Source organism: Bradyrhizobium sp. USDA 4538 (assembly GCF_024171045.1).
Lineage (GTDB): Bacteria > Pseudomonadota > Alphaproteobacteria > Rhizobiales > Xanthobacteraceae > Bradyrhizobium > Bradyrhizobium australafricanum.
In genome coordinates, this window is sequence record NZ_JALJZE010000001.1 from 5,595,384 (window position 1) to 5,619,478 (window position 24,095).

The following is a 24,095-nucleotide window of genomic DNA, read 5'->3' on the forward strand; positions in this document are numbered from 1 at the left end:
CCCGCACGCGGGGCGAGGTGAAACGGAGGCCGCTAATCGCGGCCGGCGTCGAGGAAGGCCTGCGCCAGCCGCTCGGGATTGGAGAAGCAGAGCTCGTGGCTGCCCGGCACCTGGACCAGGCGGAACAGTCCGAGCTTCTCCGACAACCGTGGATGCCAGGGCAGGCTGTGCGGCATCGCGGTGTCCTCCGTGCAGTTCACGTAGGACTTTGCGATCGGCATCTCGGCCGGATTGGTGCGCAGCGCGATCTTGTCCTGGAAGGTCTTCAGCGGGTGCGGGTTGAGCTTGTCATAGGCGCGCTGCGCCGTCTCGAGATCGGCGTCGTTGATGAAGGCCTCGCGCCAGATCGGGAACGGCAGCACCACCGAGCCGTCGCCCCGCTCGGCATGAATGGCGTCGAACAGGCCGCGATAGTGCGGCGGCACCATGTCGTTGAGGCATTCGCCATTGTTCGGGACAAAGGCGTTCCAGTAGACGAGGCGGCGGATGCGGTTCGCGGCGGCGTCGGCGACGCCGGTGATGACCATGCCGCCATAGCTGTGGCCGACCAGGACGATGTCCTTGAGGTCATGCTCGGCGAGATAATCCACGATCGACTGGATCGCCTCGGCGAGGCCGGAGTCCTTCCGGTCGCCGGGGCGGTTACCCCTGATGGTCGGGGTGTGGACGACATGGCCGGCCTTGCGGATGGCGGCCGCAACCGGCTCAAACTCGGCGCCGGTATGCCAGGCGCCATGGACGAGAACATAGGTCGACATGTTGTACCTCCCTGTCTGGATTGCCGCGTCCGGACGGCCCGGGATACGCGCAGGTTTCATCCGCTTCCTGATGGATATTGACCTGGACCCGCGGAACGCGCTTGGCTGTGAGCGAACCGGACTGGGCTCGGAGTGAACTGATGCAGCAAATCGCCGCCGCGGATCGCTCGCGCAGGCTGAGCTGGAATACCGCGGACACCAGGCCCGGCGAGCAGTTCGCGTATTACCGCGAGGCGATCTGCCAGGCCTTCATGAACCTGACGCCGGAGCCGCCGGCGACGCCGGGCTTCCTCGCCCGCGTCGAGACCGTTGGGCTCGGTTATGGCGCGGTCAACCGGGTCAGCTTCCCGGAGCATGTCGTGCGGCGCTCCGCTGCCGACATCGCCGCGTCCAGCCGGCGCTGCTACTACCTCAATCTGAAGCTTGCCGGCCGCTGCCGCATCCAGCAGGCGGGACGCGAGATCAGCCTGTCGCCGGGGCAGGTCGGAATCTTCGACAGCGGCCAGCGCTTCGCGCTGCTGCACGACCGCGGCCCGGCGCTGCAGGTCGCCTCGTTCTGGGTGCCGGCCGAGGCGCTGGATGAACGGCTGCCGACGGCGCCCGAGGTCGCGCCGGCGCGGGTCTCGGATGATCCCTTCGTCGGCCATCTCATCACCGAGACGGCGCAGGTTCTGAACACATCCGCCCTCTGTGCTTCGGATGCGGACAACGCGCGGCTGTTCGGCGTGCTGCTCGATCTGGTCGCGCTCAGCCTGTCGCGCAGCGGCCGCGCCGGCGTCGCCGAGAGTGCCGGCCTTGCCGATGCGACGTGGCTTGCGCTGCGCCGCGCCGTGGACGGCAGGCTGCGCGAGCCCGGGCTCGGCGTTGCCGCCATTGCGGCTGCGATCGGCATCAGCGAGCGCTATGTCCACAAACTGTTCGAGCGCGCCGGCACGACATTCGCCAGCCATGTGATGGACCGCCGCCTCGACGGCGCCGCGCGCGATCTGAGAGACCCCGCGATCGCCGGGCGCGCGATCGGCGACATCGCGTTCGACTGGGGCTTCTCCGACCTGTCGCATTTCACGCGGCGCTTCAGGCACCGCTTCGGCTGCACGCCGCGCGACTGGCGCCGCGGCTGACCAACGCTTCGGAAATCGCCATGGCGCAGCCGTTCACCTACCAGGTCAGCCCGATGCGGGTCGTGTTCGGGGTCGGCACGGTCGCACAGCTGGCGGCCGAGCTCGACCGGCTCGGCATCAATCGCGCGCTGGTGCTGGTGAGCCGGCGGCAGCAGGCCGAACTCGGCGATCTCGCCGACCTGACCGGCGGCCGTGTGGCCGGATCGTTCGACGGTGCAGTGGTGCATACGCCGGTCGCGGTGACAGAACGTGCGATGGAGATCGTCCGCGAGCTCAAGCCCGACGGCGTGGTTGCGATCGGCGCCGGCGCCGCGACCGGCCTCAGTAAGGCGATTGCGCTGCGCACCGACCTGCCGCAACTGATCGTGCCGACCAGCTATGCCGGCTCCGAGATGACGCCGGTACTCGGCGAGACCGTCGACGGCGTCAAGACCACGCAATCATCGCCGAAGATCCTGCCCGAGGCCGTGATCTACGACGTCAACCTGACCGTCTCGATGCCGGCCAAATTCTCGGCGATCTCCGGCCTCAACGCGATCGCGCATGCGGCCGAGGCGCTGTACGCGCGGGACGGCAACCCGATCACCTCGCTGATGGCGGAAGAGGCGATTGCGAAGCTTGCCTCGTCTCTGCCGGATGTGATTGCGCAGCCGCGCGATCTCGAGGCGCGCGCGGACGCGCTCTATGGTGCGTGGCTGTGCGCGGTCTGTCTCGGCACCGTGGGCATGGCGCTGCATCACAAGCTCTGCCACACCGTCGGTGCGTTGTTCGACCTGCCGCATGCCGAGACCCATGCGGTGCTGCTGCCGCATACCATCGCTTACAACACGCCCGCCGCGCGCGATCCAGTCAGCCGCGCGGCGAGGGCGCTTGGGGCGGCCAGCGCCGCCGATGGCCTGTTCGATCTGTCGGCAAGGCTCGGCGCGCCGCGCTCGCTCGCCGAGATCGGCATGCCCGAGGACGGCATCGCAAGGGCAGCCGCGCTCGCCACCAAGAACCCTTACTGGAATCCGAGGCCGATCGAGGAGAGCGGCATCCGCGACCTGCTGAAGCGAGCGTGGTCCGGGTCGCGGCCGCAAGCCGGATAGATCACACCCCGATCGCGTTGCGCGCGATCACGTCGCGGTAGAACGCCGCGCTCAATTTCGGCACCCGGGCCTGGGTCTCGAAATCCACCCGGTAGAGGCCGAAGCGCTTCTCATAGCCGAAGATCCATTCGAAATTGTCCATCAGGCTCCACAGGAAATAGCCGTGGACCGGGACCCCGTCGGCGGTCGCGCGCTGCAATTGGGCGAGATAGTTGCGCAGGAACATGATGCGGTCGAGATCGTAGATCTGCCCGTCCGGATGCACCTTGTCCTCACCGGACGTGCCGTTCTCGCTGATATAGATGCTCTTGATGTTCCACAGCTTGGCGGCGATCCGCGGCGCCCAATAGATCGTCTCCGGCGCGATCCGCAGCCATTCCGAGCTCATGTGCGGGAAGGAAGCCGGCATCGGCAGCGGCTTCCAGCCGGGGGCATGGTCGGTGGCAAGGATGTAGCATTGCGGCGCGTAGATGTTCAGCCCGACGAAATCATTGGGCTGCGAGATGATCTTCAGCTCATCCGCGGTGAATTTGGGCGCGTCCGCGCCGGCATATTGCAGGAAGCCTTCGGTGTACCTGCCTTCGAGGACGACTCCGAGAAAACCTGCGTTGAGCTCGCGGGTCGCGGTTTCGGTGGCGCGGATGTTCTCCGGCGTGTTGAAGGCGGGCACGCAGGCGGTGATGTTCTCGGCCGGCCCGACTCGCGTGCCGGCACGGCCTTTGGCGCGAATCGCCTGCACCGCAAGGCCATGCGCCAGCGCCACATGATGGCGCGCCTGGTTCACCTCGCCCGCCGGCAGCTTCAGCCCCGGGGCGTCGACGCCGAGCGCATAACCGAAGGGGAGGAAACGTCCGACCTCGTTGAGGGTGAAGACGTTCTTCACGCGGTCGGTCAGTCGCTGCGCCACATAGCCGGCATAGTCGCCGAACGCCTTCGAGGTGTCGCGCGAGCGCCAGCCGCCGACGCGGTCCTGCAACGCCTGCGGCAGGTCCCAGTGATAGAGCGTGGCGTAGGGCTCGATGCCGTTCGCAAGCAGCTCGTCGACCAGACGGTTGTAGAAGTCGAGGCCCTTCGGGTTCGGCGTGCCGGTGCCGTCGGGAAATACCCGAGGCCAGGCGATCGAAAACCGATACGCCTTGGCGCCGAGATCCTTGATGAGGCGAACGTCCTCCTTGTAGCGGTGATAGTGGTCGTTGGCGCGGTCGCCGGTCGAGCCGTCCTCGATCTTGCCCGATGTGTGGGTGAAAGTGTCCCAGATCGATGGGCCGCGGCCGTCCTCATTGACCGCGCCCTCGACCTGGTAGGACGAGGTTGCGGTGCCCCAGACGAAGCCCGTGGGAAAGTTCGTGCCGTCCGGCCGCGACGCACGGCTTGCAGCCTCGGCAGGGCCGGTCAAACCGAGCGCCGAGAGGCCTGCAAGGCCGGCAAACTGCCGGCGCGAGAACTTTCCGAACATTGTTGTCTCCCGTCGCGGACGTTGCCGCTGGAATGCGGGCCGTAGGTTAACCTTCCATCCCGCCGTTGAGCAACAAGGGTCGGCGGGCCCAAGCGCCGTGGCGAGCGGCGCACCAATCAGTGCGAACCATTGTGATGTCAATGTCGCGGAGTTGTCAGTTTTGTGGCGACATTTTCTCTACTAGATTGCCTGCTACGTCCTTCCGCAATGACATCCGAATATCCCCGAGATTCCCGTGAGCTTCGCGCGATGAACAAGCCTGCAACCCATGTCCGAAGGGCGCTGCTGCGTCGTCTTGCCACTGCGATCGGCTTGGCTTTGGCGATGGCCGCAAGCGCGCAGGCCGAGCAAACATTTTCGTTCGACCGCACGCCCGGAAAGCTACCGAAGACGGTCGTCCCGTTGCATTACGCGATCGAGCTGACACCTGATATCACGGGCCTCGCTCTGCCAGGCGTCGAAACCGTCGACATCGAGGTGCGCGAGGCGACCGCGCAGCTGACGCTGAACGCGGTCAACACGACATTCGCAGAGGTTACGATCGATGACGGCGCCCAGCGCGCGGAGGTCGCGACCGACGCCACCGCGCAGACCGCAACGCTGACCTTCGCCAGGCCGCTTGCGGCCGGCCGCCACAAGCTGCGCATCGCCTTCACGGCGCAGATCAACAAATTCGGCACCGGCCTGTTCTCGGTCGACTACCCGACCAGGACCGGGGTCAAGCGGATGATCTCCAGCAAGCTGGAGCCGGCCGATGCAAGGCGGATCTTCCCGTGCTGGGACGAGCCGTCGTTCAAGGCGAGCTTCGCGCTGACCGTCGTCATTCCGCGCAATCTGCTCGCGGTCGGCAACATGCCCGTGGCCGGCGAAGAGCCGGTCGCCGGCGATCTCAAGAAGGTTGCGTTCGCGCCGACGCCGAAGATGTCGAGCTATCTGTTCGTGCTCACGGTCGGCGAGCTCGAGCACGTCACAGCGGATGCCGGCGGCGTCACGGTCGGCGTGGTGACGACGGAGGGCAAGGGCGGCCAGGGCCGGTTCGCGCTCGACAGCGCGGTGAAGCTGCTCGCCTATTACAACGACTATTTCGGCGTCAAATATCCGTTGCCGAAGCTCGACCTGATCGCCGTTCCCGGCGGGTTCGGCGGCGCGATGGAGAATTGGGGCGGCATCACCTTCTTCGAGAGCCGGCTGCTGTTCGATCCCGCGACGTCCGCCGAGACCGCGCGGCGTGGCATCTTCGCCATCATCGCGCACGAGATGGCGCATATGTGGTTCGGCGATCTCGTCACCATGGCGTGGTGGGACAATCTCTGGCTCAACGAGGGCTTTGCCAGCTGGATGGCAACCAAGGCCTCGGAGCAGTTCTATCCGCAATGGCAGGGCTGGCTGAACGGCTACGGCGCGAAGCAGTTCGCCATGGCGCTCGATGCGCGGCGCACCTCGCATCCCGTGCAGCAGCCGATTGCCGATCACAGCGAAGCGGTCACGGCATTCGACGCCATCACCTACAACAAGGGGCAGGCGCTGATCCGCATGCTCGAGACCTATCTCGGCGAACCGGCGTTCCGCGACGGCATCCGCAAATACATGGCCGCGCATGCCTACAGCAACGCGACGACCGCTGATCTCTGGCAGGCGCTCGAGAGTAGCGCCGGCAAGACCATCACCGGTATCGCCGCCTCCTTCTCCGAGCAGGACGGCGTGCCGCTGGTCGTCGCCGAGGCGGCCTGCGACGGCATGGCGCAACGTCTGACCTTGCGGCAGGATCGCTTCGTGATCGCGCCGGCCAACAATCCGCCGCTGCCGGCCCGCAACTGGCAGATCCCCGTTGCGGTCGGACCGGCGCATGGCAAGCCGTTCGACGAGATATTGTTGAAGGGGAGCACCGATATCCCGGCCGGCGCCTGCGGCGATGCGATCAAGGTCAACCTCGGCGACGTCGGTTACTACAGGGTCGAGTATGGCCCGAAGAACCGTGCGGCGTTGCTGAACGCATTCCCGCAAATGCAGGTCGCCGACCGTCTCAATGTCGTTACCGACAGCTGGGCGCTGGTGCAGGCGGGCCGCGCGGAGGCGCCGTTCTATCTCGCGCTGCTTGATGCGCTCGATGCCGGTGACCATCGCGCGGTGTGGGACCAGGTGATCTCGACATTTGCCGCGCTGAACCGCCTGTCGCGCGACCGCACCGAGCGGCCGGTGATCCAGGCCTATGCCCGCGCCAAGCTGCGCCCGGTGTTCGATCGGATCGGATGGGACGGCGCCGGTTCAGGCGACGATGACACTGCATTGCTGCGTGCAAGCCTGATCTCGACGCTTGGCGACCTCGGGGATGCGGCTATTGTGGCGGAAGCGAAGCGGCGCTTTGCGGCATTCGTCGATGATCCCAATTCGCTTCCGACCGCATTGCGCGATGCCGTCACGCATGTTGTCGGTGTGACCGCCGATCGGGCGACCTACGAACAGCTGCTGGCGCTGGCGCGCAACAGCACGGCGACCAATGAACGGCTGCGCTATTATCTCGCGGCGGCAAGCGCCCGCGATGCCGAATTGGCGCGGGCGACGCTGGCGTTGACGCTGACCGACGAATTGCCCGACACGATCGTGACGGGGATGATCAACGCGGTTGCGTCCTCAGGCGAGCAGCCGCAGCTCGCCTGGGACTTCGTCCGGACCAATTTCGATACGTTGCTGGCAAGGCAGGGGCCGAACTTCCGCGACCAGTTCGTGCCGAACTTCATGGCCAATTTTACCGATGAGGCGCACGCGGCGGAACTGGCCGCGTTTGCTCCGTCGCAATCAACCACCGGCGGACGGGTGATGGTGGCGCGATCGGTGCAGGCGATCGCAATCTCGGCCGATCTTGCCGCGCGCGTGTTGCCCGCCGCCGACGCCTGGATCAGGGCGCACAAGCCGTGAGCTCGCGAAGCAGTTTCCGGCGGCGCGCGATGCGGCTATGCTTCGGGCGCGGCATGCAATCAACGATGCGAGGCTGAGATGGTCAAAGGTTCCGATTTGCTGGTCGCTGCCCTCGAGAATGAGGGCGTGGAGCGGGTGTTCGGCGTCCCCGGCGAGGAGAATCTCGACGTCGTCGAGAGCCTGCGCAAATCCTCGATCAAGCTGATCGTCACGCGCCACGAGCAGGCGGCGGCGTTCATGGCGGCGACCTATGGCCGGCTGACCGGAAGGCCCGGCGTCTGCATGACGACGCTTGGCCCCGGCGCGCTCAACCTCACCACGGGTGCGGCCTACGCGCTGCTCGGCGCGATGCCGATGGTGATGCTGACCGGCCAGAAGGGCATTTTGAGCAGCCGGCAGGCCAAGTTCCAGATCGTCGACATCGTCAACACGTTCCGTCCGCTGACCAAGCTGTCGCTGCAGATCGTCAGCGGCGCGACCATTCCGACCCTGGTCCGCGACGCCTTCCGAATTGCGACGCAGGAACGGCCGGGGCCGGTGCTGCTCGAACTGCCGGAGGATATCGCAGGCGAGGAGATTGCGCCGGTCGAAATGATACCGCCGCATCCGATCGAAATTCCGATCGCGCACGCGGCTGCGCTCGACCGCGCCGCCGACATGATCCTGAAGGCGCAGCGCCCGCTGATCATGCTTGGTGCTGCGGCATCGCGTCCGCGTTCGACTGCCGGGATCGGTGACTTCGTGCGGCGCACGAAAATCCCGTTCATTACCACGCAGATGGGCAAGGGCACGGTATCGGGCGGCACCAATCAGTATATGGGGACCGCCGCGCTGAGCGAGCGCGACTATGTGCACGAGGCGATCGACCGCGCCGACCTCATCATCGCGATCGGTCACGACACGGTCGAGAAGCCGCCTTTCATCATGGGCCCGAAGGGGCCGCAGGTGATCCATGTCAGCTACATGCCGGCAACGGTCGAGCAGGTCTATTTCCCGCAATGCGAGGTGATCGGCGATGTCGGGCCGAGCCTCGAATTGCTGGCCGATCGGGTCGAGGGGAAGCTGCCGCATGCCAGCGCGCTGCTCAGCCTGCGCCAGAGCATTCTGGCCAAGATCACCGATCGCGCCACCGAGGGCCGCTGGCCGCCGACACCGCAGCGCATCGTGCACGATGTGCGGCAGGTCATTCCGGAGGACGGCATCGTCGCGCTCGACAACGGCATGTACAAGATCTGGTTCGCACGCAATTACCGCACGCTGCTCGCGAACTCGCTGCTGCTCGACAACGCGCTCGCGACCATGGGCGCCGGCCTGCCGTCGGCGATGATGGCGGCGATGCTGTATCCGAACAACCGCGTGCTCGCGGTCTGTGGCGATGGCGGCTTCATGATGAACTCGCAGGAGCTCGAGACCGCGGTCCGCCTCAAGCTCAATCTGGTGATCCTGATCCTGGAGGATTCCGCCTACGGCATGATCCGCTGGAAGCAGGCGGTCGACAATTTCCCGGATTTCGGCCTGACCTTCGGCAATCCGGATTTCGTCAAATACGCCGAAAGCTACGGCGCCAAGGGTTCGCGGATCGCGAGCACGGATGCGATCGTTCCGACCCTGGAACGGGCGTTTTCCGGCGGAGGCGTGCATCTTGTCGTGGTGCCGATCGACTATACCGAGAACAAGCGGGTGCTGGTCGACGAATTGCGCGAGAAGGTGCAGCAGATCGATGTGTCGTAGAGCATGATCCGGACCCGAAGGGCCGCGTTAGCGCAAAGTGCGAAGCGGTTTTCCCTCGCGACAAACGCAAAGCGTTTGCGCGGAGATCATGCTCAAACAAGAAGCTGAAGCATTGCTGCGGTGGCCAAGGAACGAAAAGCCCTCGGCTTGATTGAACGTAAGCCGCCATGGTAGCACGCCACTGCATCACCATTGCGCAGATGGTCGGCGATACCAGATCTGAGAGGTCACGTGACTGCACCAAATCCTGCCGCCGGCAAACCCATCGATCCCGCCCAGCTCGCCAATGTGCCGCGGCTGGTCACGGCCTATTTTGCCGGCAAGCCCGACGCTGGCGATCCCGCTCAGCGGGTTGCGTTCGGCACCTCGGGCCATCGCGGCTCGTCGCTGAAGAATTCCTTCAACGAGGACCATATCCTCGCCACCACGCAGGCGATCTGCGATTACCGGCGCGAGAAGGGTCTCACCGGGCCGCTGTTCATCGGCATCGACACCCATGCGCTGGCTGAGCCGGCGCTGGCCAGCGCGGTCGAGGTGTTCGCGGCGAACGGCGTCGAGATCATGATCGACGCGCAGGGCGGCTACACCCCGACGCCGGTGATCTCGCATGCGATTCTGAGCTACAACAAGGGCCGCAGCACGGGCCTCGCCGACGGCGTCGTCATCACGCCGTCACACAACCCGCCGGAGGACGGCGGCTACAAATACAATCCACCGCATGGTGGTCCGGCCGACACCGACGTCACCGCCGTAGTCGAGAAGAACGCCAACCGTTATATCGAGGCCGGCCTCAAGGGCGTCGCGCGGCTGTCCTATGATCGCGCGCGCAAGGCCGCGACCACGCATCTGCACGACTACATCACGCCCTATGTCGCCGATCTCGGCAACACCGTCGATCTCGCGCTGATCAAGTCTGCCGGCGTCAAGATCGGCATCGACCCGCTCGGCGGCGCGGCGGTGCACTACTGGCAGCCGATCATCGCGCGCTACGGCATCAACGCGTCAGTCGTCAACGAGGCGGTCGATCCGACCTTCCGCTTCATGACCGCGGACTGGGACGGCAAGATCCGGATGGACTGCTCGTCGCCTTATGCGATGGCGAGCCTGATCGGGATGCGCGACCGTTTCGACGTCGCCTTCGCCAACGACACCGACGCCGACCGCCACGGCATCGTGACCCGCTCGAACGGGCTGATGAACCCGAATCACTTCCTTGCCACCGCGATCGCCTATCTGTTCGCGCACCGGCCGCAATGGAGCAAGGACGCCGCGATCGGCAAGACCATCGTGTCGAGCTCGATCATCGATCGCGTCGCGAAGAAGCTGGGCCGCAAGCTGGTCGAGACGCCGGTCGGCTTCAAATGGTTCGTCGACGGGCTGGGCAGCGGCGGCTTCGGCTTTGCCGGCGAGGAGAGCGCGGGCGCATCGTTCCTGAAGCGCGACGGCTCGGTGTGGACCACCGACAAGGACGGCATCATCCTCGGCCTCCTGGCGGCCGAGATCATCGCCAAGACCGGCCGCGATCCGAGCGAATTGTTCGGCGAACTGACCGCCGAACTCGGCGTTCCCTATTACGAGCGCATCGATGTGGCGGCGACGCCGAAGCAGAAGAACGCGCTGAAGGCGCTCGGGCCCGATCAGCTCAACATGACGCAGCTCGCCGGCGATGCCGTGCGCGCGGTCAGGACCAAGGCGCCGGGCAACGACCAGCCGTTTGGCGGCATCAAGGTCGAGAGCGAGGCGGGCTGGTTCGCCGCGCGTCCCTCCGGCACCGAGGATGTCTACAAGATCTACGCCGAAAGCTTCCGCGGGCCGGATCATCTGAAGCAGATCCAGGGCGACGCGCAGGCCGCGATCGCCAAGGTGTTCTGAAAGGCGCGGGCCGGGCGGACCTCATGCGAATATTGTTGACCGGCTCCTCCGGCTGGCTCGGCCGTTTCCTCGCGCCGCGGCTTCGACAGGCCGGCCATGATGTGGTCGGCCTCGACGTCGTCCCGGGCGAGGCGACCGATGTCACAGGCTCGGTAGCCGAGCGATCGGTGGTCGAGCGCGTGTTCGCGGATTACGGCATCGAGGCCGTGATCCATGGCGGCGCGTTGCACAAGCCCGATATCGAGCGGTTCGCGCCGCAGGCCTTTGTCGACGTCAATGTGTCAGGCACGCTCAATTTGCTGCAGGCAGCCGTGGCTGCCGGCCACGCCCGTTTCGTCTTCACCTCGACGACGTCGCTGATGATCTCGCAGGCGATCCGCGACGAGGAGGGCCATGCTGCGGTGTGGCTCGACGAGACGACAGGGCCGCTCGAGCCGCGCAACATTTACGGAGTGACAAAACTCGCCGCTGAAGGGCTGTGCCGTCTGTACAGCCGCGAGCACGGGCTGAACTGTGCGGTGCTGCGCACTAGCCGCTTCTTCCCCGAGGATGACGATACCATCCGCGACATCCATGGCGAGAACCTGAAGGCGACCGAGCTGCTGTACCGCCGCCTCACCGTCGAGGACGCCGCCGATGCCCATGTCGTGGCGCTCGAGAAGATCCGCGGCTTCGAGGTCTTCGTGATCAGCGCGCCGACGCCGTTTGCGCGCAGCGATGTCGCCGACCTGAAGACCGACGCGGCCGGGGTGATCGCGCGCACGTTCCCCGATGCGCCGGCGCTGTTCGCGCGGCGTGGCTGGCGCCTGCCGAAATCGATCGGCCGGATCTACGACGCGAGCAAGGCCGAACGGCTGCTCGGTTTCCGCGCCGGCACGGATTTCGCAGCGGTGCTCGGCGCCATGCGCAGCGGCGCGCCGCTTCCCTTTGCGCACGATCCCGATTATGTCTCGCCGTCAACGAGGCTCGCAAATGGCTGATTTCCACGGCGTCTTTCCGTACCTGGTGTCCCCGGTCGACCCTGCCGGCCATGTCCGCACCGAGGTGCTGGGCCGGCTCTGCGACGATCTGGTCAAGGCCGGCGTCCACGGCCTGACGCCGCTCGGTTCGACCGGCGAGTTCGCCTATCTCAACAATGCGCAGCGCATGCAGGTGGTGGCGACCACGATCGAGGCCGCGCAGGGCCGCGTGCAGGTGGTCGCCGGCGTCGCCTCGACCTCGACGGCGGATGCGGTGGCGCAGGCCAAGGCCTACCAGAAGCGCGGCGCGACCGGCATTCTCGCGATCATGGAGGCGTATTTTCCGGTCGGCGACGCGCAGGTGGAAGCCTATTTCCGTGCCATCGCCGATGCCGTCGACATTCCGGTCGTGATCTACACCAATCCGAATTTCCAGCGCTCCGACCTCACGCTCGACGTCATCGCGCGGCTCGCCGGGCATCCGCGCATCGGCTACATCAAGGACGCCTCGACCAACACCGGGCGGCTGCTGTCGATCATGAACCGTTGCGGCGACAGCCTGAAAGTGTTCTCGGCCTCCGCCCATATTCCGGCCGCGGTGATGCTGATCGGCGGCCACGGCTGGATGGCGGGCCCGGCCTGCATCATCCCGCGGCAGAGTGTCGAGCTCTACAATCTGTGCCGCCGCACCCGCTGGGATGAGGCGATGGCCCTGCAGCGCAAGCTGTGGCGCATCAACGAGGCGTTTGCCCGCTTCAACCTCGCCGCCTGCATCAAGGCCGGGCTCGCGAGCCAGGGCTACGACGTCGGCGATCCCGTGCCGCCGCAGGCGCCGCTCACGGCCGAGCAGCGCAAGGTGGTCGAGGCGGCGTTGCGCGATCTGGGCTGAGGCCGTCGGGGGGCTGCGCGGCAAAATGCCGGGCAATCCGCCTTGGCCATGCCGGAAACCTCCGCTTGGTCAGCGCGTTTGTTGCGTGGAGCACACCAATGAATCGGCGTACCGTCCTTGTCCTGGCCGTGATCGCGGCCATTCTGCTGATCTTCGCGGCCGGCAGCATCCGTCAGGCGCCGTGGAGCGGCCCGGCTGCCCGCGCGGTCACCGAGCGCGGCGCGCTGTCGGATGCCGAAAAGGCCAATGTCGAGATCTTCGAGAAGGTCTCGCCGTCGGTCGTGCAGGTGGTGACGCAAACCGCCGCCAATCCGCTGAGCGAGGATCAGGAAAGCGGCGCGGCGTCGGGCACCGGCATTGTCTGGGACAATGACGGCCACGTCGTTACCAACAACCACGTGGTGCAGAACGCAAGCCAGGTCGCCATCCGCTTTGCCTCCGGCGAAGCGGTACGCGCCGAAATCGTCGGCACGGCGCCGAACTACGATCTGGCCGTGCTGCGCATCCGCAGCGCGCGCAAGCTGCCGCCGTCATTGGCGCTCGGCAGCTCGTCCGATCTTAAGGTCGGCCAGTTCGCCTACGCGATCGGCAACCCGTTCGGGCTCGATCAATCGATGTCCAGCGGCATCATCAGCGCGCTCAAGCGCCGGCTGCCGACCTCGAGCGGCCGCGAGATCTCCAACGTGATCCAGACCGACACCGCGATCAATCCGGGCAATTCGGGCGGCCCGTTGCTCGATTCTGCCGGGCGGCTGATCGGCGTGACCACGGCGATCCTGTCGCCGTCGGGCTCGAATGCCGGCATCGGCTTCGCGATCCCGGTCGACATCGTCAATCGCGTGGTGCCCGAGCTGATCCGCAACGGTCGCGTGCCGACGCCGGGGATCGGCATCGTGACCGCGAATGAGGCGGTCGCCACGCGTATCGGTGCCGAAGGATTGATCGTGGTGCGCACGACACCGGGGTCGCCGGCCGAGCGCGCCGGGATACGCGGGGTCGACATGTCGACCGGTGAACTCGGCGACGTGATCACCGCGGTCGACGGCAAGCCGGTGCACCGGCTCTCCGATCTGGCCGACCAACTCGAGCAGATCGGGGTCGGCAAGAAAGTGCGGCTCAGCGTGAACCGCGACGGCTCGGCGCGCGATGTCGAGGTCGCCATCGTCGATATCGGCCGGGCGCAATGATGTCGTCACTGGCCTGACGCGTGCCGCCGGATTGTGCTTCCGCGCGCCGCGCGACGAGACGCCTGTCCTCCGGCCGGCGCGTGGTTGTCAGGCCGCCAAAATCCGCTAAAACCCCCGCCAAATTCTCTGGAAACTCTTGGAAGCTCGAAGGACCCTCTGATGAACATTCTTCCCGGCAATATGCGTTTTGGTGCGGGCCAGCCAGTCAAGCGTCTTGAAGACCAGCGGCTGGTCACCGGGAAGGGGCATTTCATCGACGACAAGCCGCAGGACGGCGCGCTCTGGCTGCACGTGCTGCGCTCGCCGCACGCCCATGCCAACATCAAGTCGATCGACGCCAAGGCGGCGCTGGAGATGCCGGGCGTCAAGGCCGTCTATACCGGCGCCGACCTCGTCAAGGACGATATCGGCACGCTGCCGACGCTTGCGATCTTCAAGCGGCCCGACGGCTCGCCGATGACCGTGCCGCCACGGCGCCTGCTGGCGCATGATGTGGTGCGTTACGCGGGCGAGGGCGTCGCGGCCGTGGTCGCGACCTCGCGGGTGCTGGCGCAGACCGCGGCCGAGGCGATCGAGATCGATTACGAGGTGCTGCCCTCGGTGGTCGATCCGGTCGAGGCGATCAAGCCGGGCGCGCCGGCGGTCTGGCCGGAGGCGCCCGACAACATCGTGGCCGCGATGAGCTATGGCGATGCCGCCAAGGTCGAGGAAGCCTTCGCCAATGCCGCGCACAAGGTGTCGCTCGACCTGGTCAGCCAGCGCCTGGTGCCGTCGGCGATGGAGCCGCGCTCGACCATTGCCGAGATCGAGAAGAAGACCGGCCGGCTGATTCTGCACGTGCAGTCGCAGACTCCGGGTTCGACCCGCGACCTCTTGGCGGAATCGATCCTGAAGCGGCCGAAGGACAGCGTGCGCGTGCTGGTCGGCGACATCGGCGGCGGCTTCGGCCAGAAGACCAGCCTGTATCCGGAAGACGGCATCGTCGCCTATGCCGCGACCAAGCTGAACGAGAAGATCCGCTGGCGCGGCGACCGCACCGACGAGTTCGTCGGCGGCACCCATGGCCGCGACCTGACCTCGACCGGCGAGTTCGCGCTCGACGCCAAGGGCCGCGTGCTGGCCTACCGGGTGCGCTCGATCGGCGGCACCGGGGCCTATTCGTCGGGTACCGCCAACATCATTCCGCTGGTGCTCGGCCCGTTCGTGCAGACCGGCGTCTACGACCTGCCGCTGGTGCATTTCGAGGTGAAGTCGGTGATGACCCACACCGCGCCGGTCGGCGCCTATCGCGGCGCCGGCAGGCCCGAGGCGGTGTTCATCGTCGAGCGGCTGTTCGACGCCGCCGCGCGCCAGATCGGCATGGACCCGCGCACCATCCGCAAGGTCAACTACATCAAGCCGGTGCAGCTGCCCTACACCAATGCGGTCGGGCAGGTGTACGACTCCGGCGCCTTCGCGCACATGCTGGAGCGCGCGTCCGATTTGGCCGACTGGAACGGCTTTGCCGCGCGCAAGAAGGCGGCGAAGAAGAAGGGCCTGCTCTACGGCCGCGGTCTCACCAGCTACATCGAGTGGACCGGCGGCCGCGCCCACACCGAGAACGTCTCGCTGCACGCGACCGCCGAGGGCCGCGTCATCCTGCATTCCGGCACGATGGCGATGGGGCAGGGCCTCGCCACCACCTACACCCAGATGATCGCTGATACGCTCGGCATCGCCATGGACAAGATCGATGTGATTCAGGGCGACACGGATCTCGCCACCGGCTTCGGCAGCGTCGGCTCGCGTTCGCTGTTCGTCGGCGGCACCGCGGTTGCGGTCTCCAGCAACGACATGATCAACAAGGCGCGCGACAAGGCCTCCAATTTGCTGGAAGCCTCCGTCGAGGACATCGAGTATCGCGACGGCTTCCTCACCGTGGTCGGCACCGACAGGCGCATCAGCCTGTTCGAGATCGCGGCCAAGGAGAACGGCGCAAAGCTCTCGGTCGAGAGCGAAGGCAATGTCGACGGGCCGAGCTGGCCGAACGGCACCCATATCTGCGAGGTCGAGATCGATCCGGAGACCGGCGTCACACGGGTGGTGCGCTACACCACGGTCGACGACGTCGGCGTCGCGGTCAATCCGATGCTGGTGACGGGGCAGGTGCACGGCGGCGTTGTCCAGGGCATCGGCCAGGCGCTGTATGAAGGCGTGGCCTATAGCGAGGAAGGCCAGCTGCTGACCGCGAGCTATCAGGACTATTGCATCCCGCGCGCGGACGACATTCCGCCGATCACGGTGACGCTCGATGGCTCCGCGCCGTGCAAGACCAATCCGCTGGGTGCCAAGGGCTGCGGCGAGTCCGGCGCGATCGGCGGGCCGCCCTGCATCACCAACGGCGTGATGGATGCGCTGAGCGAGGTCGGGATCACCCAGCTGAACACGCCGCTGACGCCGTCGAAGATCTGGCAGGCGATCCGCGACGCCAAGGTGGGGGCGGCATAGGCCGCGCTTTCTCCTCCACCGTCATTCCGGGGCGCGCGTTCGCGCGAACCCGGAATCTCGCGCCACAACATCGAGGTTCCCCGGTGCGCAATTGCGCACCTGAGGTTCATCGCTTTGCGATGCCCCGGAACGACGGTGCCCTACAACCCCAACACCATCTTCGCGATGATGTCGCGCTGGATCTCGGACGATCCGCCGAAGATCGTATAGGCGCGGCCGTTGAGATATTCTGGCACCACCGGCAGCAGTTCTTCGGGGATCGCCGGCTCGTGGTTGAGCCGGTAGAACGGACGCGCCGGCTCGACGGCAAGCCCGTCCTGGCCGATCACGTCGACGCCGAGCCGCGTCACCGCTTGGCGGATCTCGCTGACCCTGAGCTTGATCAGCGACGACACCGCGCCGGGATTTTGTCCGGTCTGCAGCGCCGACAGCACCCTGAGCTCGGTCATCTCGAGCGCGTCGATATCGACCTCGACCTCCGACATCCGGATCGCGATGTCGGGATCCTCGATGGCGCGGCCGGTGACGTCGGAGCCAGCGAGATCGGAGATCGTCTTCAGCGCTTCGCGCAGCTTGGCCGACGCGATGCCGGAGCCGCGCTCGAATTCCAGCAGATATTTGCCGTAGGTCCAGCCCTTGCCTTCCTCGCCGACGCGGTTGGCGACGGGCACACGGACGTCGTCGAAGAACACCTGGTTGACCTCGTGGTCGCCGCCGATCGTCAGAATCGGGCGCGTGGTGATCCCCGGCGTCTTCATGTCGATCAGGATGAAGCTAATGCCGTCCTGCTGCCGTTCGCCGTCATTGGTGCGCACCAGCGCGAACATGCGGTTGGCGTGGTGCGCATGCGTGGTCCAGATCTTGGTGCCGTTGATGATGTAGTCGTCGCCGTCGCGCACCGCGCGGGTCTTCAGCGAGGCGAGGTCAGAGCCCGAGCCCGGCTCGGAATAGCCCTGGCACCAGTAATCCTCGCCGGAGAGAATCCGCGGCAGATAGAAATTCTGCTGCTCGGGCGAGCCGAACCCGATGATGACGGGGCCGACCATCTTCACGCCCATCACGTTGACATTGGGCACGCCGGCGCGCGCGCATTCGGCCTCGAAGATCCAGCGCTGTGCCGGTGTCCAGTCCGGTCCGCCATGGTCCACCGGCCAGCCCGGCGCACCCCAGCCCTTCTTGTGAAGCGCGCGCTGCCAGGCCATGCCGATGTCGGGGTCGGAGAACACCGACGGCGTCAGCGCGGTGGCGCGCTTCATCTCCGGCGTCAGGCTCCCGGCAATGAAATCGCGGACTTCCTGCTCGAAGGCGCGTTCCTCGGCGCTGAAGGTGAGATCCATGGTGCGCTCTCCGTTAGGCGTGGGCGCGGCCGCTGAGCGCGGCGTGGCGGCGATAATGATGGGCGCTGTTGCCGAACAGCGTGTCGAAGGCGAGCAGCCGCTTGAAATAGGCGCCGATGTCGAGCTCCTCGGTGACACCCATCGCGCCGTGCAGCTGCACCGCCTGTTCGGCGACGAAGCGCGCGCATTTGCCGATCTTCGCCTTGGCGCCGGACGCCGCACGGCTGCGGGCCACAGGCTCGGCATTGGCCATCAGCGCGGCGCGCAACGCCATCGAGCGCGCCTCGTCGACCTGCATCGCTACGTCGGCGAGGCGATGGCGGATCACCTGGTTGGCCGATAGCGGCCGGCCGAACTGCTTGCGGATCTTTGTATATTCGAGCGTGGTGTCGAGCAGCGTCTGCATGATGCCGACCGCCTCGGCGCCGAGCGCGGCCATCGCACGGTCGACCACGGTTTCGATCGCGGGCAGCGCGTCACTGCCGTCGCCGAGCAGCGCATCGGCGGGCAACTGCACGTCCTTCAGATCAAGATTACAGCCGCGCCCGCCGCCGAGCCGCGCGTAGTCGCGCAGCGTGAGACCAGGCGTTCCCGCCGACAGCAAAAACAAGGCAAGCTTGCCGGATGCACCATTGGCGTTGGCGATACGGGCCGAGACGATGACCTGGTCGGCTGCCGCGCCATCGAGCACGGCGATCTTGCTGCCGTTCAGGCGCCAACCGTCGGCCGTCTTGCCGGCCGTCGTGTCGACATGAGCGAGATCGAAGCGCGCGGCGCGCTCGGAATGCGCGAAAGCGAGCGTGAGCGCGCCCTCGCCGATTTTGGGCAGGATCGCCTGCTTCTGCGCGTCGGTGCCGCACTCGGCGACCAGCGCGGCGCCGATCACGACCGTCGAGAGGAACGGCTCGGACACCAGCCCGCGGCCGAATGCTTCCATCAACAGTCCGATCTCGATCGCGCCGCCGCCAAGCCCGCCATGGGCTTCGCTGATCGGCAGCGCCAGCCAGCCGAGCTCGGCGAACTGTTTCCAGATCGCGGGCGAATAGCCCAGCGGATCGTTCGCCGCTTTCTTGCGATGCTCGGGGCTGAAGGTTTCCGCCACGAAGCGGTCGGCACTTTCGCGCAGCAGGCGCTGCTCGTCGCTGAGGGTGAGGTCCATCTGGCTTGCTACACGTTGGCGGTTTTCTTGACGGAGGGATGCAGGCCCGCGGGGTCCACCACCATGCCGAATTCCTGAAGGTTGTGGGCGTGGCAGAGCTGATGCAGCGCGAAGGCCTGATCGATCGCGGCCGGCTGTCCCATGATGTCGATGGAGCGGTTCACCGCCTCCTTGGAAAGCTTCAGCGCAAAGGCGGGCTTTGCGGCGATCCGCCGCGCCAGCGCCAGCGTGAAGGACGAGAGATCGCCGCGCGGCACCACGTGATTGACCATGCCGAGGCGATGCGCCTCGTCGGCACTCCAGACATCGGCGGTGAACAGCATCTCCTTGGCCTTGCGCGCGCCGAGCTCCCAGGGATGCACGAACCACTCGACGCCGCATACGCCCATCGTCACCACGGGGTCGCAGAACTCGGCATCGTTGCTGGCAACGATCAGGTCGCAGGCCCAGGCCAGCATCAGTCCGCCGGCAATGCACTTGCCGTGCACCTCGGCGATCGTCGGCTTTGCCAGATTGCGCCAGCGCCTTGTGATCTGCAGATAGATCTCCTGCTCGCGCGCGAAGCGGCCATGGGCGTTCGGCTCGGCGAAGCCGCCCCAATTTCCGACTGGCGGGAAATCGACACCCGCCTGGTTCTTGGCCCCTGGCCTGAGATCGTGACCGGCCGAGAAATGCGGGCCGTTGCCGGCGAGGATGATGACCTTGACCGCGTCGTCCTGCACCGCCCGGTCGAAGGCGGCGTTGAGATCGTAGGTCATCTGCAGGTTCTGGGCGTTGCGGGCCTCGGGGCGGTTCATCACGATCCGCGCGATCGCGGGCTCGGGCCGTTCGACAACAATCGTCTCGAATTGTTCAGACGCCAATGGATCCTCCCGCGATCGATTTTTTTGCCATGATGAACGGCGCGGGCAGGGATAGGCAAGCGTCATCATCCGCAAAAGAAGCCGCGAAATCCGCCGCACGGGATTATCCGGCGAAAATCTGTTACGCTGACGCAGAATCCACCCGGGGAGGACCATCTTCATGCGCAAGCTTTGGACCGTGCTCGCAGCGCTGGCGACATTGAGCCTGACCAACTGCGGCTACAACGCGATCCAGACCAGTGACGAGCAGGTCAAGTCGAGCTGGTCGGAGGTGGTGAACCAGTACCAGCGGCGCGCCGATCTCGTGCCCAACCTGGTCAACTCCGTGAAGGGCTTTGCGCAGCAGGAGAAGGACGTGCTGCTCGGCGTCACCAACGCGCGCGCCAAGGTCGGCAGCATCCAGGCAACGCCCGAGGTGCTCAACGACCCGGCCGCGTTCCAGAAGTTCACGCAGGCGCAGGGCGAACTGACCAGCGCGCTGTCGCGGCTGCTGGTCGTCACCGAAAACTATCCGCAGCTGAAATCGGACGCGCTGTTCCGCGACCTGATGGCGCAGCTCGAAGGCACCGAGAACCGCATCACGGTGGCGCGCAATCGCTACATCAAGGCAGTGCAGGACTACAACGTCGGCATCCGCACCTTCCCGAACAATCTGACCGCGATGGCATTCGGCTACAAGGAGAAGCCCAACTTCACGGTTGACAATGAAAAGGAAATATCGACCGCGCCGAAGGTCGATTTCAATAATCCGTCGCCGGCCCCTGCGCCGTCGAAATAACGCCGGCGTGCGCGCATCGCGATGACCGCCGCACGCGTCATCCTGCTCGCCTTCCTGCTGGGCTTCGTGTGCCCGGCATGGGCCGAGGTCGCGGTGCCTCCGCTCACCGGCCGCGTCGTCGACCAGACCGGGACGCTGTCGGCGAGCGATGTCGCCTCGCTCACCGACCGGCTGAAGGATCTGGAAGCCCGCAAGGGCAGCCAGATCGCGGTCTTGATCGTGCCGACCACGGGCGAGGAAACCATCGAGCAGTTCTCGATCCGCGTGGCCGAGGCCTGGAAGATCGGGCGCAAGAAGGTCGACGACGGTGCGCTCCTAGTCGTCGCCAAGAACGACCGGCACTTGCGCATCGAGGTCGGCTATGGCCTCGAAGGCGTGCTGAGCGATGCCGTCACCCATCGCATCATCGACGAAGACATCACGCCGAAATTCAAGGCCGGCGATTTCGCCGGCGGCATCTCGGCCGGCGTCGACCGGATGATCCGCCTGATCAATGGCGAGCAATTGCCGGCGCCGGAGCCCGAGCATTGGCAAGGGCCGAACCTGGTCGACTTCGCCAATCCGGTGACAATCTTTATCGTCATCATCGTGGCCGGCGTGTTGCGCGGGATACTGGGGCGGTTGTTGGGCTCGGTCGCGACCGGCGGTGTCGTCGGCGTCTTCACCTGGATGGTAGCCGGCTCGCTCGCCACGGCGCTGGTGGTCGGTCTGTTCGCCGCCGTCGCGGCGCTGATCTTCGGCGGATTGAACTTCGGCGGTCCGACGGCAGGCTCGGGACCGTACCGGCGCGGCGGCGGCTGGTCCGGCGGCGGGGGCTGGAGCAGCGGCTCGAGCTCGAGCGATAGCGGCGGCTTCAGTGGCGGAGGCGGCAGCTTCGGCGGCGGCGGCGCCTCGGGGAGCTGGTAGGCATGGGCATCAAGCGCATCGGCAAGCATCTGCTCGAGCACCGCTGGCGGGTGCGGCGTGATTTTCCGCCGCGCGTGCTCGACGCCATCGAGCGAGCGATCAAGGCCGGCGAGGCCACTCATTCCGGCCAGATCCGTTTCGTCGTCGAGGGCGCGCTCGACGGTGTGCCGCTGTTCCGCAATCAGCCTGCACGGGAGCGTGCGCTCGACGTGTTCTCGCATTTGCGAATCTGGGACACCGATCACAACAATGGCGTTCTGATCTATCTGTTGCTCGCCGACCGCGACGTCGAGATCGTCGCCGACCGCGGCATCGACGCGAAGGTCGGCCATGCCGGCTGGGAGGCGATCTGCCGCACGATGGAAACGGACTTTCGGGCAGGCCAGTTCGAGCAGGGCGTGATCAAGGGGATCGAGGCGGTGTCGCGCGAGCTGGCAAAGCATTTCCCGGCTCCCGCCGGCCCGAATGAGCTGCCGGACAAGCCGGTGGTGATTTGAGTTCGTCATTCCGGGGCGATGCGAGAGCATCGACCCTCAGATGCGCAATCGCGCATCGGGGAATCCAGAGGTAATGGCTTGAGATTCCGGGTTCGCGCTACGCGCGCCCCGGAATGACGGTAGAGAGAGCGTCTACGCCTTCACCGATGGCCGCGCGCCGACGCGGTTGAACCAGGCGACGATGTTGGCGTTCGACTGGTCCAGCGGCTGGCCGACCTGGTTGCCGAAATCGAGCCAGCAATAGAGCAGCATGTCGGCGAGCGTGAAGCGCTTGCCGCAGATGTAGTCGCGGCCGTCGGCCATCTGGTCGTCAAGCCATTTGATGCGGTTGGCGGCGATCATCTTCAGGCCGGGCGAGGCTTCGGGCGCAACGGGAATGCGCTTTTCGAAGAATTTCAGCGCTTCGCCGAAGCGGTAACCGTTGGCGAGCGGCTCGGCGATGTTGAGATCGACGCGGCGTGTCCACATCCGGCATTCCGCGCGCTCTTCCGGCGTGGTGCCGATCATCGCCGGCGAGGGGTGCTTCTCCTCGAGATATTCGCAGATCGCCGTGATCTCGGAGAGGTAGTTGCCACAGTCGAGCTCGAGTGCCGGCATCTGGCCGTGCGGATTGCGCTTCAGGTGTTCCGTCTCGCGGTTCTCGCCCTTGCGCAGGTCGACGGTCTGTTTGGGTATCTCGATGCCCTTCTCCACCATGAACATGCGCACGATGCGCGGATTGGGTCCGATCGAGTCGTAAAGCTTCATGATCCTCGCTCCCTGTTTCTTCAACGTTGTTGTTGCCGCTGTTGAACAGGCCGGGCGCGGATTTGTCAAATGTGAAGGCGCTCGGTCGCCCGAACGTCATTGCGACCCGTTGGCTCGCAACGACGGGGAGGAACTGAGCTCAATCGTCGAGCTTGTTGAGGTCGCGCACCGACTGCATGATCGGCTCGAAATTCGAGCGCGCATCGAGTGCATCGAACAGTTGCGCGGTGTCCTCGAGCAGGCCGTGCGAGCGCTGCAGCGCGATCCGGACATCGTCCTGCGGCGTGTCGGACAGCCGGCCATGTCCTGACAGCAGGATCTTCGAGTTGAGGCCCTTCAGCCGCTCCAGCGACTGGATATAGTCGGCGATCGAGCCGGAGCCGAACACGCCGCCCATCACGCCGCCGGGCATCAGCGTGTCGGCGGCGAACAGCAGGCCCTTGTCTTGGTCGAACAGCGTGATGCAGGCCGAGGTGTGGCCGGGCGTGTACATCACGTTGAGGCGGAAATTGCCGAGGTCGATCAGGTTGCCTTCCTCGAGCCAGATGTCGATATCGATCGGCACGTTCGGCTCGTTGAACATCTTGCGCAGCATCGAGAAATCGTCGCGCAGCATGATCTTGTTGGCGGCGAGCCGGTGCGCGGCGATGTAGGCGCTGCCGTGGAAATGGTACGCCGCGCCGATGTGGTCGAGATGCTCATGGCTCAGCACCACCATGTCGATCATCTCGGGCGTCACCCCGAGATGGTTGAGACAGGCGACGAGCGACGGATAATTGCTCGACAGTCCGACGTCGATCATGATGGTCCGCTTGCTGCCGCGCACCAGATAGGCGTTCGCCGCACGGTTCTTGAAGCGGATCTGATAGACGTCGTCGGCGGCCTGGATCAGCGTTGCGACCTCGGCGTCGAACAGCGTCTTGAACGGGCTTGGCTTGCGGTCGCTCATGGGGTTGCCGCCGTCCGGTAAGTGACCGCGTTGGATGCGCGCAGGCGCTTCGAGAGCGCATCCATCACCATCAGCGCGAACGCCGGCTGCTGGCTGACCAGATAGACGAAGCGGGCGTGGTTGATCCGCATCACCCGCGTTGCGGGCGCGGAGGCGATGGCGGTCGCCGAGCGCGCCGAGCCGTCGATCACGGCCATCTCGCCGAAGAACTCGCCCTTGCCGAGGCTGACGATAGCAGTCTTGTTTCCGCGATCGATCTTGGCGATGTCGACCTTGCCGTCGAGCACGACAAACAGCTCGCGGCCGGTCGAGCCTTCCTCAAAGATGACGTCATCGACACCAAATTCCTTGATGCATTTCTCGATCGTCATGGTGCTCTCCTGCCTTCTGGCTGG

Annotated in this window: 20 protein-coding genes; 12 read left to right on the forward strand and 8 right to left on the reverse strand. The window is 65.9% G+C overall.

Features of this window, described 5'->3' with window-relative positions; translation table 11 throughout:
* Nucleotides 1-32: 32 nt before the first annotated feature.
* Nucleotides 33-758 carry an alpha/beta hydrolase gene (locus J2R78_RS25315; RefSeq protein WP_253607248.1) on the reverse strand — a complete coding sequence of 242 codons (726 nt, stop codon included), beginning with the start codon at nt 756-758 and terminating at the stop codon, nt 33-35.
* Nucleotides 759-898: 140 nt separating this feature from the next.
* Here J2R78_RS25315 and J2R78_RS25320 point away from each other — a divergent pair, with 140 nt between their 5' ends.
* Entirely contained in the window at nt 899-1,879 is a 981-nt protein-coding gene (locus tag J2R78_RS25320; protein WP_253607249.1) for a helix-turn-helix domain-containing protein, read from the forward strand.
* Nucleotides 1,880-1,899: 20 nt separating this feature from the next.
* The gene (locus tag J2R78_RS25325; RefSeq protein ID WP_253607250.1) at nt 1,900-2,967 is read left to right on the forward strand and encodes a maleylacetate reductase; all 1,068 of its coding nucleotides are present in this window, start codon (nt 1,900-1,902) and stop codon (nt 2,965-2,967) included.
* A 1-nt stretch (nt 2,968) separates the two neighbouring features.
* On the opposite strand, the gene J2R78_RS25330 is transcribed toward J2R78_RS25325, so the two are convergent.
* The gene (locus tag J2R78_RS25330) at nt 2,969-4,423 is read right to left on the reverse strand and encodes a GH1 family beta-glucosidase (protein WP_253607251.1); all 1,455 of its coding nucleotides are present in this window, start codon (nt 4,421-4,423) and stop codon (nt 2,969-2,971) included.
* A 249-nt stretch (nt 4,424-4,672) separates the two neighbouring features.
* Here J2R78_RS25330 and J2R78_RS25335 point away from each other — a divergent pair, with 249 nt between their 5' ends.
* From J2R78_RS25335 to J2R78_RS25365, 7 genes are all read left to right on the forward strand, one after another.
* Nucleotides 4,673-7,339, forward strand: coding sequence for a M1 family metallopeptidase (locus J2R78_RS25335; RefSeq protein ID WP_253607252.1), 2,667 nt, complete (start codon nt 4,673-4,675; stop codon nt 7,337-7,339).
* Between the two features lie 78 nt (nt 7,340-7,417).
* Nucleotides 7,418-9,070, forward strand: a complete 1,653-nt coding sequence (locus tag J2R78_RS25340) for an acetolactate synthase large subunit (protein ID WP_253607253.1) — start codon at nt 7,418-7,420, stop codon at nt 9,068-9,070.
* A gap of 231 nt (nt 9,071-9,301) precedes the next feature.
* Nucleotides 9,302-10,942 carry a phosphoglucomutase (alpha-D-glucose-1,6-bisphosphate-dependent) gene (gene pgm, locus J2R78_RS25345; protein WP_253607254.1) on the forward strand — a complete coding sequence of 547 codons (1,641 nt, stop codon included), beginning with the start codon at nt 9,302-9,304 and terminating at the stop codon, nt 10,940-10,942.
* A 23-nt stretch (nt 10,943-10,965) separates the two neighbouring features.
* Nucleotides 10,966-11,922: an NAD(P)-dependent oxidoreductase gene (locus tag J2R78_RS25350; protein WP_253607255.1), complete on the forward strand. Its 957-nt coding sequence runs from the start codon at nt 10,966-10,968 to the stop codon at nt 11,920-11,922.
* Nucleotides 11,915-12,790, forward strand: coding sequence for a dihydrodipicolinate synthase family protein (locus tag J2R78_RS25355; RefSeq protein ID WP_253607256.1), 876 nt, complete (start codon nt 11,915-11,917; stop codon nt 12,788-12,790). The genes J2R78_RS25350 and J2R78_RS25355 overlap by 8 nt, the downstream gene beginning before the upstream one ends.
* 98 nt (nt 12,791-12,888) lie before the next feature.
* Complete coding sequence (locus J2R78_RS25360; protein ID WP_253607257.1) at nt 12,889-13,977, forward strand: S1C family serine protease; 1,089 nt, start codon at nt 12,889-12,891, stop codon at nt 13,975-13,977.
* A gap of 159 nt (nt 13,978-14,136) precedes the next feature.
* Nucleotides 14,137-16,464: a xanthine dehydrogenase family protein molybdopterin-binding subunit gene (locus J2R78_RS25365; RefSeq protein WP_253607258.1), complete on the forward strand. Its 2,328-nt coding sequence runs from the start codon at nt 14,137-14,139 to the stop codon at nt 16,462-16,464.
* Nucleotides 16,465-16,604: 140 nt separating this feature from the next.
* Here the strand turns inward: J2R78_RS25365 and J2R78_RS25370 are convergent, their stop codons facing one another.
* From J2R78_RS25370 to J2R78_RS25380, 3 genes are read right to left on the reverse strand one after another with little or no spacing between them, the layout of a single operon-like run.
* On the reverse strand, nt 16,605-17,801 hold the full coding sequence (locus J2R78_RS25370) for an acyl-CoA dehydrogenase family protein (protein WP_253607259.1): 1,197 nt from the start codon (nt 17,799-17,801) through the stop codon (nt 16,605-16,607).
* A gap of 13 nt (nt 17,802-17,814) precedes the next feature.
* Nucleotides 17,815-18,960, reverse strand: a complete 1,146-nt coding sequence (locus J2R78_RS25375; protein WP_253607260.1) for an acyl-CoA dehydrogenase family protein — start codon at nt 18,958-18,960, stop codon at nt 17,815-17,817.
* An 8-nt stretch (nt 18,961-18,968) separates the two neighbouring features.
* A complete protein-coding gene (locus J2R78_RS25380; protein ID WP_038386235.1) occupies nt 18,969-19,823 on the reverse strand; it encodes an enoyl-CoA hydratase in 855 nt (284 codons plus the stop codon).
* Nucleotides 19,824-19,983: 160 nt separating this feature from the next.
* Here J2R78_RS25380 and J2R78_RS25385 point away from each other — a divergent pair, with 160 nt between their 5' ends.
* The 3 genes from J2R78_RS25385 to J2R78_RS25395 are packed head-to-tail and all read left to right on the forward strand — an operon-like array spanning nt 19,984 to nt 22,004.
* Complete coding sequence (locus tag J2R78_RS25385) at nt 19,984-20,601, forward strand: LemA family protein (protein ID WP_028334935.1); 618 nt, start codon at nt 19,984-19,986, stop codon at nt 20,599-20,601.
* Nucleotides 20,602-20,622: 21 nt separating this feature from the next.
* Nucleotides 20,623-21,507 carry a YgcG family protein gene (locus tag J2R78_RS25390; RefSeq protein ID WP_253607261.1) on the forward strand — a complete coding sequence of 295 codons (885 nt, stop codon included), beginning with the start codon at nt 20,623-20,625 and terminating at the stop codon, nt 21,505-21,507.
* 2 nt (nt 21,508-21,509) lie between these two features.
* Entirely contained in the window at nt 21,510-22,004 is a 495-nt protein-coding gene (locus J2R78_RS25395; RefSeq protein ID WP_253607262.1) for a TPM domain-containing protein, read from the forward strand.
* A gap of 132 nt (nt 22,005-22,136) precedes the next feature.
* Here the strand turns inward: J2R78_RS25395 and J2R78_RS25400 are convergent, their stop codons facing one another.
* The 3 genes from J2R78_RS25400 to J2R78_RS25410 all read right to left on the reverse strand — a co-directional run bounded on the left by J2R78_RS25400 (nt 22,137) and on the right by J2R78_RS25410 (nt 24,071).
* Nucleotides 22,137-22,751, reverse strand: a complete 615-nt coding sequence (locus J2R78_RS25400) for a glutathione S-transferase family protein (protein ID WP_253607263.1) — start codon at nt 22,749-22,751, stop codon at nt 22,137-22,139.
* A gap of 139 nt (nt 22,752-22,890) precedes the next feature.
* The gene (locus J2R78_RS25405; RefSeq protein WP_028334939.1) at nt 22,891-23,700 is read right to left on the reverse strand and encodes an MBL fold metallo-hydrolase; all 810 of its coding nucleotides are present in this window, start codon (nt 23,698-23,700) and stop codon (nt 22,891-22,893) included.
* Nucleotides 23,697-24,071: a Crp/Fnr family transcriptional regulator gene (locus J2R78_RS25410; protein ID WP_253607264.1), complete on the reverse strand. Its 375-nt coding sequence runs from the start codon at nt 24,069-24,071 to the stop codon at nt 23,697-23,699. The genes J2R78_RS25405 and J2R78_RS25410 overlap by 4 nt, the downstream gene beginning before the upstream one ends.
* Nucleotides 24,072-24,095 lie beyond the last annotated feature (24 nt).